The organism is Streptomyces albireticuli, from assembly GCF_002192455.1.
Classification (GTDB): domain Bacteria; phylum Actinomycetota; class Actinomycetes; order Streptomycetales; family Streptomycetaceae; genus Streptomyces; species Streptomyces albireticuli_B.
On the sequence record NZ_CP021744.1, the window covers coordinates 3337337 to 3351261 of the forward strand.

Here is a 13925-nt window from a genome sequence, read left to right on the forward strand (position 1 = left end):
GGGCACCACGCTCTTGACGCGCCGGCACGGCAACCCCTGACGCCCCCTTCGCTCCGATACGCCCCTTCACTCCCCGCTTCGGGTTTGCATGCAATCTCGCTGCTCCGTATGCAATCGCATCCAATCCCGATCGCGGAACGCCCATACGTGACAATCCAAGTCCGGACCAACGCGGAGCAGTTCACCGCATAGCGGAATCAATCCACCGCTCAACGGAGAAGGACAGGTCAAATCCTTGTTGCGCCCCTGTCAATGTCCTCGGATCGGTGGCACTCTCTCCTCAATTCGCTCCTGCACCACTCCTGCACCACCCAGGCTTCACCTTTGCTTCATCGGGTGGCCGGTGACCCCGGCTGCTCCAACCCCCCATACAGGGCCGTGTGTTCGCGGCCCGCCTGTTTAGGAGTCAGAGTTGAGAAGCATCACCTCCACCTCCCGCAAGAACACCCTGCGTGCCGCCGCCCTGGTCGCCTCCGCCGCGATGGTCGTCGTCGGCGTGCAGAGCGGCGCGGCGAACGCGTCCGCCGACCGCGCCACCGGCGCCCAGCAGCTGACGCTCTCGGCCGACCAGCGGGTCGCCGCGATCAAGGGTGCGCAGACCGACGCGGCCTCCACCGCCGCCAAGATCGGTCTCGGCGGCAAGGAGAAGCTCGTCGTCCGTGACGTCATCAAGGACGCCGACGGCACCGTGCACACGCGCTACGAGCGCACCTTCGACGGCCTGCCCGTCCTCGGCGGCGACCTCGTCGTCCACGAGGCCAAGGGCGGCAAGCGCAGCGTCGACAAGGCGACCGAGGCCGACATAGCCGTGCCCACCACGACGCCGTCCCTCGCCCCCTCCGCGGCGAAGAAGAGCGCCCTGAGCGCCGCCGCCGAGGAGAAGACCGCCAAGGCCGACACGCAGTCCCCGCGCAAGGTCGTCTGGGCCGCGAGCGGCAAGCCCGTCCTCGCCTACGAGACCGTCGTCACCGGCGTCCAGAAGGACGGCACCCCGAGCAAGCTGCACGTCATCACCGACGCGGCCACCGGCAAGAAGCTCTTCCAGCGCGAGGGCGTCCACACCGGCACGGGCACCAGCACCTACAGCGGCAAGGTCAACCTGACCACCACGAAGAGCGGGTCGACCTTCCAGCTCAACGACAGCGCCCGCGGCGGCCACAAGACGTACGACCTGAACCAGGGCTCGTCCGGCACCGGCACGATCTACACCGACGCCGACGACGTCTGGGGCGGCGGCCGCCAGACCGCCGGCGTGGACGCCCACTACGGCGCGGCCACGACCTGGGACTTCTACAAGAACGTCCTCGGCCGCAGCGGCATCAAGAACGACGGCAAGGGTGCCTACTCCCGCGTCCACTACGGCAACGGCTACGTCAACGCCTTCTGGGACGACGAGTGCTTCTGCATGACGTACGGCGACGGTGAGAACAACGCCAACCCGCTGACCGCCCTCGACGTCGCGGCCCACGAGATGACGCACGGCGTCACCTCGGCGACCGCCAACCTGAACTACAGCGGCGAGTCGGGCGGTCTCAACGAGGCCACCTCCGACATCTTCGGCACCGCCACCGAGTTCTTCGCCAACAACTCCTCCGACACCGGTGACTACCTCATCGGCGAGGAGATCAACATCAACGGCGACGGCACCCCGCTGCGCTACATGGACAAGCCGAGCAAGGACGGCGCGTCGAAGGACTACTGGTCCTCCGGCCTCGGCAACACAGACGTCCACTACTCGTCGGGCCCGGCCAACCACTTCTTCTACCTGCTGTCCGAGGGCAGCGGCGCGAAGACCATCAACGGTGTGAGCTACAACAGCCCCACCTACAACAACTCCAAGATCACCGGCATCGGTCGGGACAAGGCCACCAAGATCTGGTACAAGGCCCTGACCACCTACTTCACCTCCACCACCAACTACAAGGCGGCCCGCGCCGGCACCCTGAAGGCCACCGCGGACCTCTACGGCTCCACCAGCACGGAGTACAAGACGGTCGCCGCCGCCTGGACCGCGATCAACGTCAAGTGACCGGCTGACCGACAGGCCACCGGGAGGGCGCACCCACCGACGACCCTGACGCCGGGCAACCGGCGCCAGGTGATCGTCCGCCCGTCCACCATCCGGTCGCCGGCAGTGGCTCGACGTCGGGTGACCGACGCCGGATGACCGGCACCGGGTGGTCGGCACCCGGTGCCACCCCGCCCGCCCGGCCCGGTCACCGTGCGGTGACACCCCCCTCCCATCGATCACCGCACCCCGCGCCCCCCACCGCCTCCACAGGTGGGGGGCGCGGACCTGCTCGTACACGTTTACGCACGCACCCGGCGGGCGTGACACCATCGAGGCGTGATCGACCTCGGCTATTCGCTCTCGCGCCGCTTCCCCGACCCCCCGCAGACGGACTACCGCACCGCGGACGTGCGGACGCTGCGGCACGACCTCTTCTGCGGCGACGTCTACCTCGCCGACGTGAAGACCGACCGCGAGCTGTCCACAGCCTGGGGATGGGTGCCCGTCCTGGACTTCGCGTGGGCGCTGTGCGACGTGATCGAACAGGTCGACCGCGACCCCCGGGGCAACCGGGCGGCCACCCCGCAGTTCGCCGAGCTGGACTTCACCGAGTCCACCGACTGCATGATCTTCGAACGGCGCTTCGGCTGGGTGGAGGTGTCCGCCGACTGGATGCCGGCGGACGAGCCCGCGCTCACCTTCAACCACAAGGCGCTGCGCCGCGAGGCCCGCGACTTCCTGCACGACCTGATCGCCGACCTCTCGGACATGCACGAGGGCCTCGCCGACAACCCCGTCGTCTGGGACCTCCAGAGCCGCTTCCCGCGGGTGTAGAACACGGGTACGGAACGCGAGTGCGGCGCGCCCCTCCGCCCTCCGTGCCCGGTCAGCCGGCCGGGGCCTCCACGCGCACCCCTATCTGCGCGGCGAACGCGGGCGCCAGATCCAGCAGTTGCGTGGGGCTGACGACCGCCCCCGACAGCCGCTCGATCCCCCGCGCGATGTCCAGCTCGGCGGCCTCCCGCAGATCGACGTCCTTCATCCGGGCGCCCGTGAAGTCCACGCGGCGCAGCGCGCAGTCACGGAAGACCACCCGCTCCAGGCTCGCGCCGCCGAAGTCGGCCTCCGCGAGCACACAGCCCTCGAACGTCACGTCCTTGAGCGTCGCCTTGCGCAGATTCAGATAGTCGATCTTGCCGCCGCGCACCACGACCCGCTCCAGGACCGCGCCGTGCAGCTGGACCCCGCCGAGCCGGGCGTCCGTCAGCTCCACGTCCCGCAGGATCGCCTCCGCCAGGTCCGTGCCCACCCCGCGGACGCCGTCCAGGACGCAGCCCACGAAGCGGGCCCGGGACAGGCGCGCCTCGTCCAGCGCGCAGCGCTGGATCCGGCAGTCCATGAAAGAGGCGCCCCGGGCCCGCTGGCCCACGAAGTCCGCCTCGATGAACTCCAGGCCGTCGTAGTCCCCCTCGGGCTCCAGGTCGGATCCCCCGTACGGGCGTAGCGGAGGCAGCCTCACGTCTGGCAGCCTGGCTGTCGGGGCCGCTTCGCGCGCCCTCTTCCGGCGCGGGGCGGCGCCCCGCGCCCCGCCTCGCACCGCACCCCGCGCCGTGCCGTGTGCCCTGCCCGACCCGTCTGCCCCGTCGTCGATCGCCATGGATCCACCGTGGCACACGGCACTGACAACGGCCTTGACCTCAAGCGCGATCCAGGTTGAAGACTCCAGTACACACCGGCCCACCCCCGAGGGAGCACCGCATGCACGCCGTCCGACTCCACGCCTTCGGCCCCGCCGAGAACCTCTCCTACGAACGGACGGCCGATCCCGAGCCGGGTCCGGGGCAGGTCCGGGTGGCGGTCTCGGCGGCGGGCGTGCACCTCATCGACACCGCCCTCCGCAAGGGCACCACCAAGGGGCCGTACGGGCCGCCCGAGCTGCCCACCATCCCCGGCCGCGAGGTCGCCGGCACGGTGGACGCCCTCGGCGAGGGCACCGACCCCTCGTGGCTGGGCCGCCGCGTCGTCGCCCACCTCGGCATGGTCCCCGGCGGCTACGCCGAGCTGGCCGTGACCGACGCCGGCAATCTGCACGAGATCCCCGAGGGCCTGCGCGAGGACCACGCCATCGCCATGGTCGGCACCGGCCGCATGGCCCTCGACATCCTCTCCTTCAGGGAACCGACCGCCGACGACGTCGTCGTGGTGCTCGCCGCGGCCGGGGGCATCGGCGCCCTCCTCGTCCAGCTCGCGAAGGGCGCGGGCGCCCGCGTCGTGGGCCTCGCGGGCGGCCCCGCCAAGGTGGAGCGGGTGCGCGGCCTGGGCGCTGACGTCGCCCTCGACTACACCCGGCCGGACTGGGCCGACGCGGCCCGCACCGCCCTCGGCGACGCCGGGGCCACCGTCGTCTTCGACGGCGTGGGCGGCCCGGCCGCACGCGCCGCCGTCGGCCTCCTCGGCGCGGGCGGCACCCACGTCGCGTACGGCTGGGCCTCGGCCGTCACCACCGGCGAGACCCCCGACCCGGTCCTCACCCCGGAGGAGATCGCGGCCCGCTCCCTGACCACGCACGACGTCCTCGGCGACCCGATGATGAAGCGGGTGGGCGGCCCGGAGGGGATGCGGCGGCTGCGGGCGGAGGCGTTGCGGCGGGCGGCGGCGGGGGTGTTCACGCCGCTGATCACGCGGTTTCCGCTGGCGGGGGCGGCGGAGGCGCATCGCGCGTTGGAATCGCGCGGGACGGTGGGGAAGGTTGTGCTGATTCCGTAGGCGGGTGGGGTGGAGCGGGGCGGGGGTGGGTGCGGGGTTGCGCCTGCGGCGGGCCTTTTCCCCTTCCCGATACCGGGGCTCCGCCCCGGACCCCGGTCCTCAATCTCCCCCAGCTACCGCTGGGAGGTGCCCCCAGACGGGCTGATTTCAGCCCGTCCGGCGCTTGAGGACACCGCGCGGAGCACGGAAAAGGGGGCCCGGGGATCTCCCCGGTTTCGGGAAGGGGCGGGGCTGGGGAAAGGCCCGCCGCAGGCGCACCCACCACGCACCCACCGCACACCCACCCCCGCCCCACCACCCCCACCGCGAAAACAATTCGCGCCACCCACCCCCCACCCCCATCCTGGCCCCATGCTGATCAGAGACGCCCACCCCACCGACTGGCCCACCATCTGGCCCCTCGTCCACACCGTCGCCGCCGCCGGCGAGACCTACACCTACCCCCGCGACCTCCGCGAGGACCAGGCCCGCGAGATGTGGATGCAGGACGCGCCCGGTCGTACCGTCGTCGCCGTCGACCCGGCGGACGGGGCCCTCCTCGGCTCGGCCAAGATGAATCCCAATCACATGGGCCCCGCCTCGCATATCGCGAGCGCGAGTTTCATGGTCGCGGCCGAGCACGGCGGCCGGGGCGTCGGCCGGGCGCTCGGGGAGCACGTCATCGAATGGGCCCGCGCGGAGGGCTATCGGGCGATCCAGTTCAACGCCGTCGTCGAGACCAACACCCGCGCCGTCCGGCTCTGGAAATCCCTGGGATTCTCGGTGATCGGTACTCTCCCCGAGGGATACCGGATGCCGGACGGCAGCTACACCGGCCTGCACATCATGCATCTGGCCCTGTAATCCACCCGGCCGTAATCGACCGCGGTGGACGCCGGACCTGGCGCCGGGTCAGGCCACGATCCGCATCTCCCGGTCCGTATTGTTGAGCCGCCGCCCGGCCGAGTCCGTGCACGTGACAATGTCCTCGATCCGTACACCGAATCGGCCCGGCAGGTAAATCCCCGGCTCGATCGAGAAACACATCCCCGGAACCAGCGGCAAATGCTCGCCCTCCACCAGGTACGGCGGCTCGTGCGTCGTCACGCCGATGCCGTGCCCGGTGCGGTGGATGAAGTACTCGCCGTACCCGGCCGCGCGGATCACCTGCCGCGCCACCCGGTCGATGTCCTGGCAGGCCACGCCCGGGCGCACCGCCTCGAACGCCGCCTGCTGCGCCTCGCGCACCACGTCGTGGACCTTGCGCTCCTCGGCGGACGGCTCACCCACATGGACGGTGCGCGTGGTGTCCGAGCCGTAGCCGTCCAGCAGGCCACCGAAGTCCATCACCACCATGTCGCCGGTCTCGATGACCCGGTCCCCCGCGTCGTGGTGCGGATTCGCGCCGTTGGGGCCGGAGCCCACGACCGTGAAGTCGACCTGGCTGTGGCCGTTCTCCCGCAGCAGGCGCGCGAGGTCGGCCGCCACCTCCCGCTCCCGGCGGCCGGCGAACCGGAGCTTCACGATCTCCTCGTACGTGGCGTCCGCCGCGGCGCCCGCCGCCGCCAGCCGGTCCACCTCGTACGCGTCCTTGACCGCCCGGAGCATCGGCAGCACCTCGGTGAACGCGCCGTACGCCACCTCCGGGCGCTTCCGCTGCAACGCCAGGAGGTGCAGCGCCCAGGCGTTGTCCGAGACGCCGTAGCGGCCGCGCTCGTCGATCAGCGGGGCCAGCGCGGCGTACGGGTCCTGGCCGTCCGTCCAGCCGGTGATCGTCAACGCCCCGGCGCCCGGTGCGCGTTCGGCGTCGGGCCGCTCCAGCGCCGGCACGATCAGCTGCGGCCGCTTCCCCCGGGTGAGCAGCAGCGCCGTCAACCGCTCGGAGGTGTGCGGCCGGTAGCCCGTCAGCCAGGCGAGGTCGGGACCCGGAGTGACGATCACACCGGCGAGGCCCGCGTCGGCGGCCGACACGGCGGCGCGCTCCATCCGGGCGGCGTAGGCGGCGGGGTCCGCGGGCCCGCCGGACGGCTTGCTGGAGGCGGCAGTTGTCTCGCTCATGGGGGCAGAGTAATCCGGAGGGAGGCGGTCGGCGGAGCATTTCTCTACCCCACGGGGGAGAGCCCCTCATCCGGCCGGATGAGACGCACCCCGACCCAGGACCGATTTCCCCCTGATTCCGTTGTGACCACGGAACTTCCACGCCTAGCGTGTTGTCGCCCGTACCGAACTCTTATCCAGTCGTTCTTCCGCCGGGCGCTGAATCACACGTTGAAGGAGCACCATGTTCCGAGCGATCGGTCGGTTCGCCGTCCACCGACCCTGGCTGACCATAGCGGGGTGGCTCATCGCCGCCGTGGCCCTGGCCATGCTCGCGCCGGGCCTGAAGTCGACCACGGATGAAACGGAATTCCTCCCTTCGCATTACGAGTCCGTACAGGCAGGAAAACTTCAGGAAAACGCCTTCCCCAAGACCGAACAGCCGTCGGCGATCGCCGTCTTCCAGCGCACGGACGGGGGCAAGCTCACCCCCGCCGACCGGAACGACGTCGCCAAGGTCGCGGCCGGCCTCCAGGACAAGCACCGCAAGGGCATAGCCAAGGTGGCGACCAGCCCCCAGGCCGTGTCCCCCAACGGTGAGATCGCCCTCGCCAACATCGTCGCCGACAGCGACAAGGGCAAGAACCCCGCCGACGAGACCGTGCCCAACGCCGTCAAGGACCTCCGCGAGGACGCCAAACCGCTCCTCAAGGACACCCAGTTGAAGATGGGGATCACGGGTCAGGCGGCCACCGCGCTCGACTCCAGGGAGTCGTCCGGCGACACCGACGCCATGATCATGATGGCGACGCTGGTCCTCATCGTCGTCCTGCTGCTCGTCATCTTCCGCAGCCCGCTCATCGCCCTGATGCCGGTGCTGATCATCGGCGTCGTCTTCATGGTCGCCCTCGGCCTGATCGGCACCGCGGCCGACCTCGGCGGCCTCAAGGCCGACAGCTCCATCTCCGCGATCCTGATCGTCGTCCTCTTCGGCGTCGGGACCGACTACATCCTCTTCCTCCTCTTCCGCTACCGCGAGGAGCTGCGGGCCGGGACGCAGCCCAAGGAGGCGCTGGTCAACTCGGTCGCCCGGGTAGGCGAGACCATCGCCTCCGCCGCCGGCGCCGTCATCGTCGCCTTCCTCGCCCTGCTGCTGTCCACCATGGGCATGATGCGGGCGATGGGCCCCTCGCTCGCCATCTCGGTCGCCGTGACCCTGGTCGCCGCGCTGACGCTCGTACCCGCCGTCTTCTCGCTCCTCGGCACCAAGGCCTTCTGGCCCTCCAAGGCATGGAAGAAGCGGCCCCGCACCCGCGTCGCCGACGGCCTCGGCTCCATGGTCGCCCGCCGTCCCGGCGTCATCGCCGCCCTGTCCGCGGGCGTCCTCGCCGTCCTGGCCGTGGGCACCTTCAGCTTCAAGGCCGAGTTCGACACCGACAGCTCGCTCTCCCCGAAGCTGGAGTCCGTCCAGGCCATGAAGGACCTCCAGCGCGGGTTCTCCGCCGGACAGTCCGACCCGGCGATGGTCTACGTCCGGTCGACGTCCGGCACGCCGCTCGACAAGGGCGCCCTGAACACGTACAAGACCAAGCTGGAGGGCATCGACGGAGTCGGCTCCGCCACCCTGACCACGACGAACCCCGACGGCACCGTCGCGCAGTACAGCGTCGTCCTCAAGTACCGCCCCACCGAGGACAAGGCCATCGAGCTGGCCGGCGGCCCGCTGCGGGACGCCGCGCACGCGTCGGCCCCCGAGGGGACGAAGGCCCTGGTCGGCGGCACCTCGGCGGTCCTCTCCGACGTGGAGAAGGCCGTCAACCACGACTACAAGCTGGTCTTCCCCGTCGCCGGCCTCGCCATCATGATCATCCTGGGCCTGCTGCTCCGCAGCCTCGTCGCGCCCGTCTATCTGATGATCTCCGTCGCCCTGGGCTTCACGGCGACCCTCGGCGCGACGGTCTGGCTCTTCCAGGACCTCCAGCACAAGAACGGCCTGCTGTTCATGCTGCCGGTCATCGTCTATCTCTTCGTCGTCGCCATCGGCACCGACTACAACATCCTCATGGTCGCCCGGCTCCGCGAGGAGGTCCGGCGCGGCGTCCCGCCCCGCGAGGCCATCCGCACGGCCGTCGCCCGCTCGACGCCGACGATCGCCTCGGCGGCGGTCATCCTCGCCGGCACGTTCGGCGTCCTGATGCTGGCCGACAACTCCATGCTCCAGCAGATGGGCTTCGCGGTCGCCTTCGGCATCCTGCTCACGGCCTTCATCATGGCCATGCTGCTCGTCCCCACGATCACGTCCCTGCTGGGCCACAAGGCGTGGTGGCCCGGCCACCAGGACGCGCCGCGGGTGACACCGCCGGCCGGGCCGGGCAGCCCGACCTGGGCCGAGGCCGAGGAGGCCCGCCGCTAGCGCGGCCCCGGAAACGCGAGAACCGCAGGTCCCGTCCGGGACCTGCGGTTCTGTGCGTGAGCCGACTGTCGGGTTCGAACCGACGACCTTCGCTTTACAAGAGCGGTGCTCTACCAGCTGAGCTAAGTCGGCGTGTGCGATGCAGTCTACCCAGACTCGGCCCATGGCCCAGCCATGAATTTTTCCGCCCGTCCACTGCTGACAACCGCCCCCGCCCCGGGTACCGTCACCCGCAACCCCGTCCAAATGGACTGGACCACTCCCTCTACTCGGATCGTCCGGCACGTTCCTGCCGGTGAAGGGACCGCAACACCATGGCCACGGTCACGTACGACAAGGCGACCCGCATCTACCCGGGTGCCGACAAGCCCGCAGTCGACCAGCTCGACATCGCCATCGAGGACGGCGAGTTCCTCGTCCTCGTCGGCCCCTCCGGCTGCGGCAAGTCCACCTCGCTGCGCATGCTCGCGGGGCTGGAGGACGTCAACGGCGGCGCCATCCGCATCGGCGACCGCGATGTGACGCACCTGCCCCCGAAGGACCGGGACATCGCGATGGTGTTCCAGAACTACGCGCTCTACCCGCACATGACCGTCGCCGAGAACATGGGCTTCGCCCTGAAGATCGCGGGCGTCAACAAGACGGAGATCCGGCAGAAGGTCGAGGACGCCGCGCGGATCCTGGACCTCACGGAGTACCTGGGCCGCAAGCCCAAGGCGCTCTCCGGCGGCCAGCGGCAGCGCGTCGCGATGGGCCGGGCCATCGTCCGGGAACCCCAGGTCTTCCTGATGGACGAGCCGCTGTCGAACCTCGACGCCAAGCTGCGCGTGCAGACCCGCACCCAGATCGCCGGGCTCCAGCGTCGCCTCGGCATCACCACGGTCTACGTCACGCACGACCAGGTCGAGGCCATGACCATGGGCGACCGGGTCGCGGTCCTCAAGGACGGCCTGCTCCAGCAGGTCGACTCGCCGCGCAACATGTACGACCGCCCGGCCAACCTCTTCGTCGCGGGCTTCATCGGCTCGCCGGCCATGAACCTGGTCGAGGTGCCGATCACCGACGGCGGCGTGAAGTTCGGCAACAGCGTGGTGCCCGTGTCGCGGGAGGCGCTGACCGCCGCCGCCGACCGCGGCGACCGCACGGTCACGGTCGGTGTCCGCCCGGAGCACTTCGACGTGGTCGAGCAGAGCGGCGCCGCGGCGCAGTCGCTCAGCAAGGAGAACGCGGGCGCGCCCGCCGGTCTCGCCGTCACCGTCAACGTCGTGGAGGAGCTGGGCGCCGACGGATATGTGTACGGCACGGCCGAGGTCGGCGACGACCGTAAGGACCTCGTGGTCCGCGTCAACGGGCGCCGGGTCCCGGAGAAGGGCTCCCAGCTGCACGTCGTGCCGCGCGCCGGTGAGCTGCACGTCTTCTCGACGTCCTCGGGCGAGCGACTGAGCGACTGACCTTACGGACCGTCCCAGGGCCGATGTCGCCCCGCGCCGCTCCCGGCGCGGGGCGATACGCATTTCCCCCTCGACGCAGCAGATCATCATCTGTCGATAAATATCTACGCAGACCGCGCCTTTCGAGCAGCGTTCGTCAATTTCACGCCCGCCTACTCGCGCAAATTCCTCACTCGACCGGGTGACTAAATGTCGCCCTATCGTTACCCCTCGCTACCATCTGCGACATGAACCAGGCCGCCCGCCGCATCGGCAGAACCCTCGCCCTCGTCCTCCCCGTCGTTCTCGTCCTTTCCGGGACGCTCGCGGTCACCCGCGTGCCCTGGGCGGCGCCGACATCCGAGTCGCAGGTGCTGACCGCCTCGTCCGAGACCGCCTCCACCCAGGCCAAGGCCCCCCGACAGGCCCATGAGGTGCTGCGGGACCGGCTGCTGACCGAGCTCCAGGAGAAGAACCCGGGCGAGGCGCTCACCGACCTCCAGACGGCCGTGAACGGCCGCCCCTCCCTGGCCCGGCACTGCGCCGAGCTGGCCCGCGCCCTCGGCCGCGCCGCCGTCGCCAAGTACGGCCTCAAGGGCGCCCAGTCCTTCGCCCGGCCGGTCTGCGACACCTCGTACGCCGCCGGCGTCGCCCAGACCCCCTGACAGCCCCCTGACCGTTCCGCTCGGGCCGGGCCGCCGCACCTCCCGTAGCACCCCGCACCACCCGCACCACCGGGCGCTCCACGGAGCGCCCCGCGCAGCACTCCGTACGGACCGCCCGTCATGCCGCCCGCACCCCCGCCCGGGCCGCCGCATATCGTGCGGAGCATGACCGGCACGTACCCGCACCCCACGCAAGCCGTCGTCCTGGCCGGAGGCCAGGGATCGAGGCTGCGCCCTTACACCGACGACCGACCCAAGCCGATGGTCGAGATCCCCGGCACCGGAACCCCGATCATCGGCCACCAGCTGGCCTGGCTCGCCGCCGAAGGGGTCACGGACGCGGTCGTCTCCTGCGGTCACCTGGCCGAGGTCCTCCAGGACTGGCTCTCGTCGGCCGATCTGCCGCTCCGGGTGACCACGGTCGTCGAGCCGGAGCCGCTGGGCCGCGGCGGCGGCCTGAAGTTCGCCGCCGCCGCGCTGCCGCACCCGGACCGGCCCTGGTACGCCACCAACGGCGACATCTGGACCCGCTTCTCGCTCCGCGAGATGGCCGCCTTCCACCACGAGCGTGACGCGGTGGCCACCCTGGCCCTGGCCCGCCCCCGGATCCCCTGGGGCGCCGTGGAGACCAACGAGTTCGGGCAGGTCCTGGACTTCATCGAGTCCCCGCCCTCGCCCTACCTGATCAACGCCGGGGTGTACGTCTTCTCCGCCGCCTTCCGGGAGCTGCTGCCCGACCGCGGCGACCACGAGCGCACCACCTTCCCGCGCCTCGCCCGCGAGCGGCGGCTGGCCGGCTTCCCGCTGCCGCAGGGCGCCTACTGGCGGGCGATCGACACCGCCAAGGACCTGACCGAGGCCGCCAAGGAGCTCGCCGGATAGCGAACCGCGTGCCGGACGTACGGACGCCCCCGCACCGACCCGGTGCGGGGGCGTCCGTACGTCCGCGGGGCCGGGCCCCGGGCTCAGCCGAGGAGGCCGCCGAGGGCGCCTCCGCCACGGGAGCCGCCGGTGGAGGAACCGCCGGTCGAGGAGCCGGTGCTGCCCGTGCTGCCGCTGCCCGTGCCCGTCGACGTCGAGGAGCCGGTGGGCGTGCGCGGCGCGGCGGGGGCGGCGGGCCGCTGCGGGGTCTGCGGCGCGGGGCGGACGCCCTGGCTGGCGCCGGGGCGCCCGGCGGTGCCGGCCGAGCTCGCGGGCGTCCGCGCGGCGCCGGGAGCGGCCGGGGCGGTCGCGCTCGGGGTGGCGGTCTTCCGGCCCGGCAGCGTGGGCTTGGGCGTGCCGGGGACGGCCGGGCCCTGGTGGCCGCGCGAGGGCGAGCCGGTGCCGGGGCGCTGCGGGAGCGGGGAGCCGGGGAGGTTGTTGGCCGGCGGGTCGGCGGGGCCGGGCACCTGGGCGACCTCGGAGGAGCGGACGGCGCCGCCGAGGGTGGAGCCGACCAGGAGGGAGAGGCCGATCAGGACCGTGGCCATGATCGTGCCGCGGCGCAGCACACGGCGGCGGAGCTCCCACAGCTCGGCGCGCGGACCGAGGCGCCGCCAGGCCTCGCCGGCCAGGCGGCCGTCCAGGGAGTAGAACGGGGCGCCCGCGATGACGAGGGGGCTCCAGGCGGCCAGGTAGATGATGTCGGGGGCGTCGTAGGCGGGGACGGTGCGCCAGCTGACGGTGACCAGGAGGGCCGCCGAGAGCAGGACGCCGATGCCGGCCGCGAGGCGCTGCCAGAGTCCGAAGATGGTGAGGACACCGACGAGGACCTGGAGGAAGGCGACGGTGAGGCCGGCGCCCACCGGGTGGCTCAGGGCGAGGTCGCGCAGCGGTGAGGCGACCGCCCAGGGGTGCAGCTGGGTGAGCCAGGTGACCATGGAGCCGCGGCGTCCGCCGTCGAAGTAGACGGGGTCGCAGAGCTTGCCCATGCCGGCGTAGATCGAGATGAAGCCGAGGAAGACGCGCAGCGGGAGCAGGACGACGCCGAGGTTCATCCGGCGCCCGGGGTAGTAGGCGTGCCGGACGGCGTCGTTGCCCTGGCGGCGGGGGGAGTCGCCGTCGTACTCGCCCTGGCGGGGGTCGAACTCGTCGTAGCCGTACTGATCTTCGTCGTACGCGCTGCCGGTGGGGCGTACACCGCGCAGCAGTTGGGTCCGCGGGGCGCCGGCACTGTCGGGACCCACGGGGTCGACGAGCTCACCGGGGCCGGTGTGGTCCGCGGGACCGCGTGGACCGACGACCGTGGCGGGCGGGTCGTCGACCCGGATCCTGGGCAGCACCTGGGTGGACCCCGCGTCGCCGGGGACGGCGGAGTCCCTTACGGCCTGGAGGAGTTCGGTCGGCGCCGAGTCGCCGGGCGCGGTGCGGCCGCTCCACACGACGGGGGCGCGCCGCTTGGCCGCGCTCTTGACCGTGGGCAGCTGCGCGGTGTCGGCGACCCCGGCGAACTGGCGGGCGACGCGCGGCGGCCGGGCGAGCTGCACGCGGAAACTCAGGTGGTTGACGACGATCTGCGCCGGGTCGGACGGCACTTTCACCGTACTCAGCGCGGGCTGGTCGTCGTACCCGGAAGAGCTTCCCCCCGTGGGTGTGCGGGGTGTTCTGGTGTCCACACTCATCTAACCGAGTGACTTCTGATTAGG

At 71.5% G+C, this 13925-nt stretch carries 11 protein-coding genes and 1 tRNA gene; 8 read left to right on the plus strand and 4 right to left on the minus strand.

The window, feature by feature from the left end:
• Positions 1-481: 481 nt before the first annotated feature.
• Positions 482-2029 carry a M4 family metallopeptidase gene (locus SMD11_RS14060; protein WP_418952525.1) on the plus strand — a complete coding sequence of 516 codons (1548 nt, stop codon included), beginning with the start codon at positions 482-484 and terminating at the stop codon, positions 2027-2029.
• 318 nt (positions 2030-2347) lie between these two features.
• The gene (locus tag SMD11_RS14065; protein WP_087926803.1) at positions 2348-2845 is read left to right on the plus strand and encodes a hypothetical protein; all 498 of its coding nucleotides are present in this window, start codon (positions 2348-2350) and stop codon (positions 2843-2845) included.
• Between the two features lie 52 nt (positions 2846-2897).
• Here SMD11_RS14065 and SMD11_RS14070 read toward each other — a convergent pair whose 3' ends face one another.
• Positions 2898-3668, minus strand: a complete 771-nt coding sequence (locus tag SMD11_RS14070; RefSeq protein WP_087926804.1) for a pentapeptide repeat-containing protein — start codon at positions 3666-3668, stop codon at positions 2898-2900.
• A gap of 101 nt (positions 3669-3769) precedes the next feature.
• Here SMD11_RS14070 and SMD11_RS14075 point away from each other — a divergent pair, with 101 nt between their 5' ends.
• Positions 3770-4777: a zinc-binding dehydrogenase gene (locus SMD11_RS14075; protein WP_087926805.1), complete on the plus strand. Its 1008-nt coding sequence runs from the start codon at positions 3770-3772 to the stop codon at positions 4775-4777.
• 351 nt (positions 4778-5128) lie between these two features.
• Entirely contained in the window at positions 5129-5620 is a 492-nt protein-coding gene (locus SMD11_RS14080; protein ID WP_087926806.1) for a GNAT family N-acetyltransferase, read from the plus strand.
• Positions 5621-5668: 48 nt separating this feature from the next.
• Here SMD11_RS14080 and SMD11_RS14085 read toward each other — a convergent pair whose 3' ends face one another.
• Complete coding sequence (locus SMD11_RS14085) at positions 5669-6814, minus strand: aminopeptidase P family protein (protein WP_087926807.1); 1146 nt, start codon at positions 6812-6814, stop codon at positions 5669-5671.
• A 223-nt stretch (positions 6815-7037) separates the two neighbouring features.
• On the opposite strand from SMD11_RS14085, the gene SMD11_RS14090 reads away from it, so the two are divergent.
• Complete coding sequence (locus SMD11_RS14090) at positions 7038-9206, plus strand: MMPL family transporter (RefSeq protein ID WP_087926808.1); 2169 nt, start codon at positions 7038-7040, stop codon at positions 9204-9206.
• Positions 9207-9265: 59 nt separating this feature from the next.
• On the opposite strand, the gene SMD11_RS14095 is transcribed toward SMD11_RS14090, so the two are convergent.
• Positions 9266-9338 (minus strand) — tRNA-Thr (locus SMD11_RS14095).
• Positions 9339-9520: 182 nt separating this feature from the next.
• Between SMD11_RS14095 and SMD11_RS14100 the strand changes: the two genes are divergently transcribed.
• The 3 genes from SMD11_RS14100 (at position 9521) to SMD11_RS14110 (ending at position 12183) form a co-directional block, all read left to right on the plus strand.
• Positions 9521-10657 (plus strand): ABC transporter ATP-binding protein, encoded by a 1137-nt coding sequence (locus SMD11_RS14100; RefSeq protein WP_087926809.1) that lies wholly within the window; start codon positions 9521-9523, stop codon positions 10655-10657.
• Positions 10658-10884: 227 nt separating this feature from the next.
• Positions 10885-11301 carry a hypothetical protein gene (locus SMD11_RS14105; RefSeq protein ID WP_087926810.1) on the plus strand — a complete coding sequence of 139 codons (417 nt, stop codon included), beginning with the start codon at positions 10885-10887 and terminating at the stop codon, positions 11299-11301.
• 165 nt (positions 11302-11466) lie between these two features.
• Positions 11467-12183: a nucleotidyltransferase family protein gene (locus SMD11_RS14110; protein ID WP_087926811.1), complete on the plus strand. Its 717-nt coding sequence runs from the start codon at positions 11467-11469 to the stop codon at positions 12181-12183.
• An 83-nt stretch (positions 12184-12266) separates the two neighbouring features.
• Here the strand turns inward: SMD11_RS14110 and SMD11_RS14115 are convergent, their stop codons facing one another.
• Positions 12267-13901 (minus strand): DoxX family protein, encoded by a 1635-nt coding sequence (locus SMD11_RS14115; RefSeq protein ID WP_234366032.1) that lies wholly within the window; start codon positions 13899-13901, stop codon positions 12267-12269.
• Positions 13902-13925: the final 24 nt, after the last annotated feature.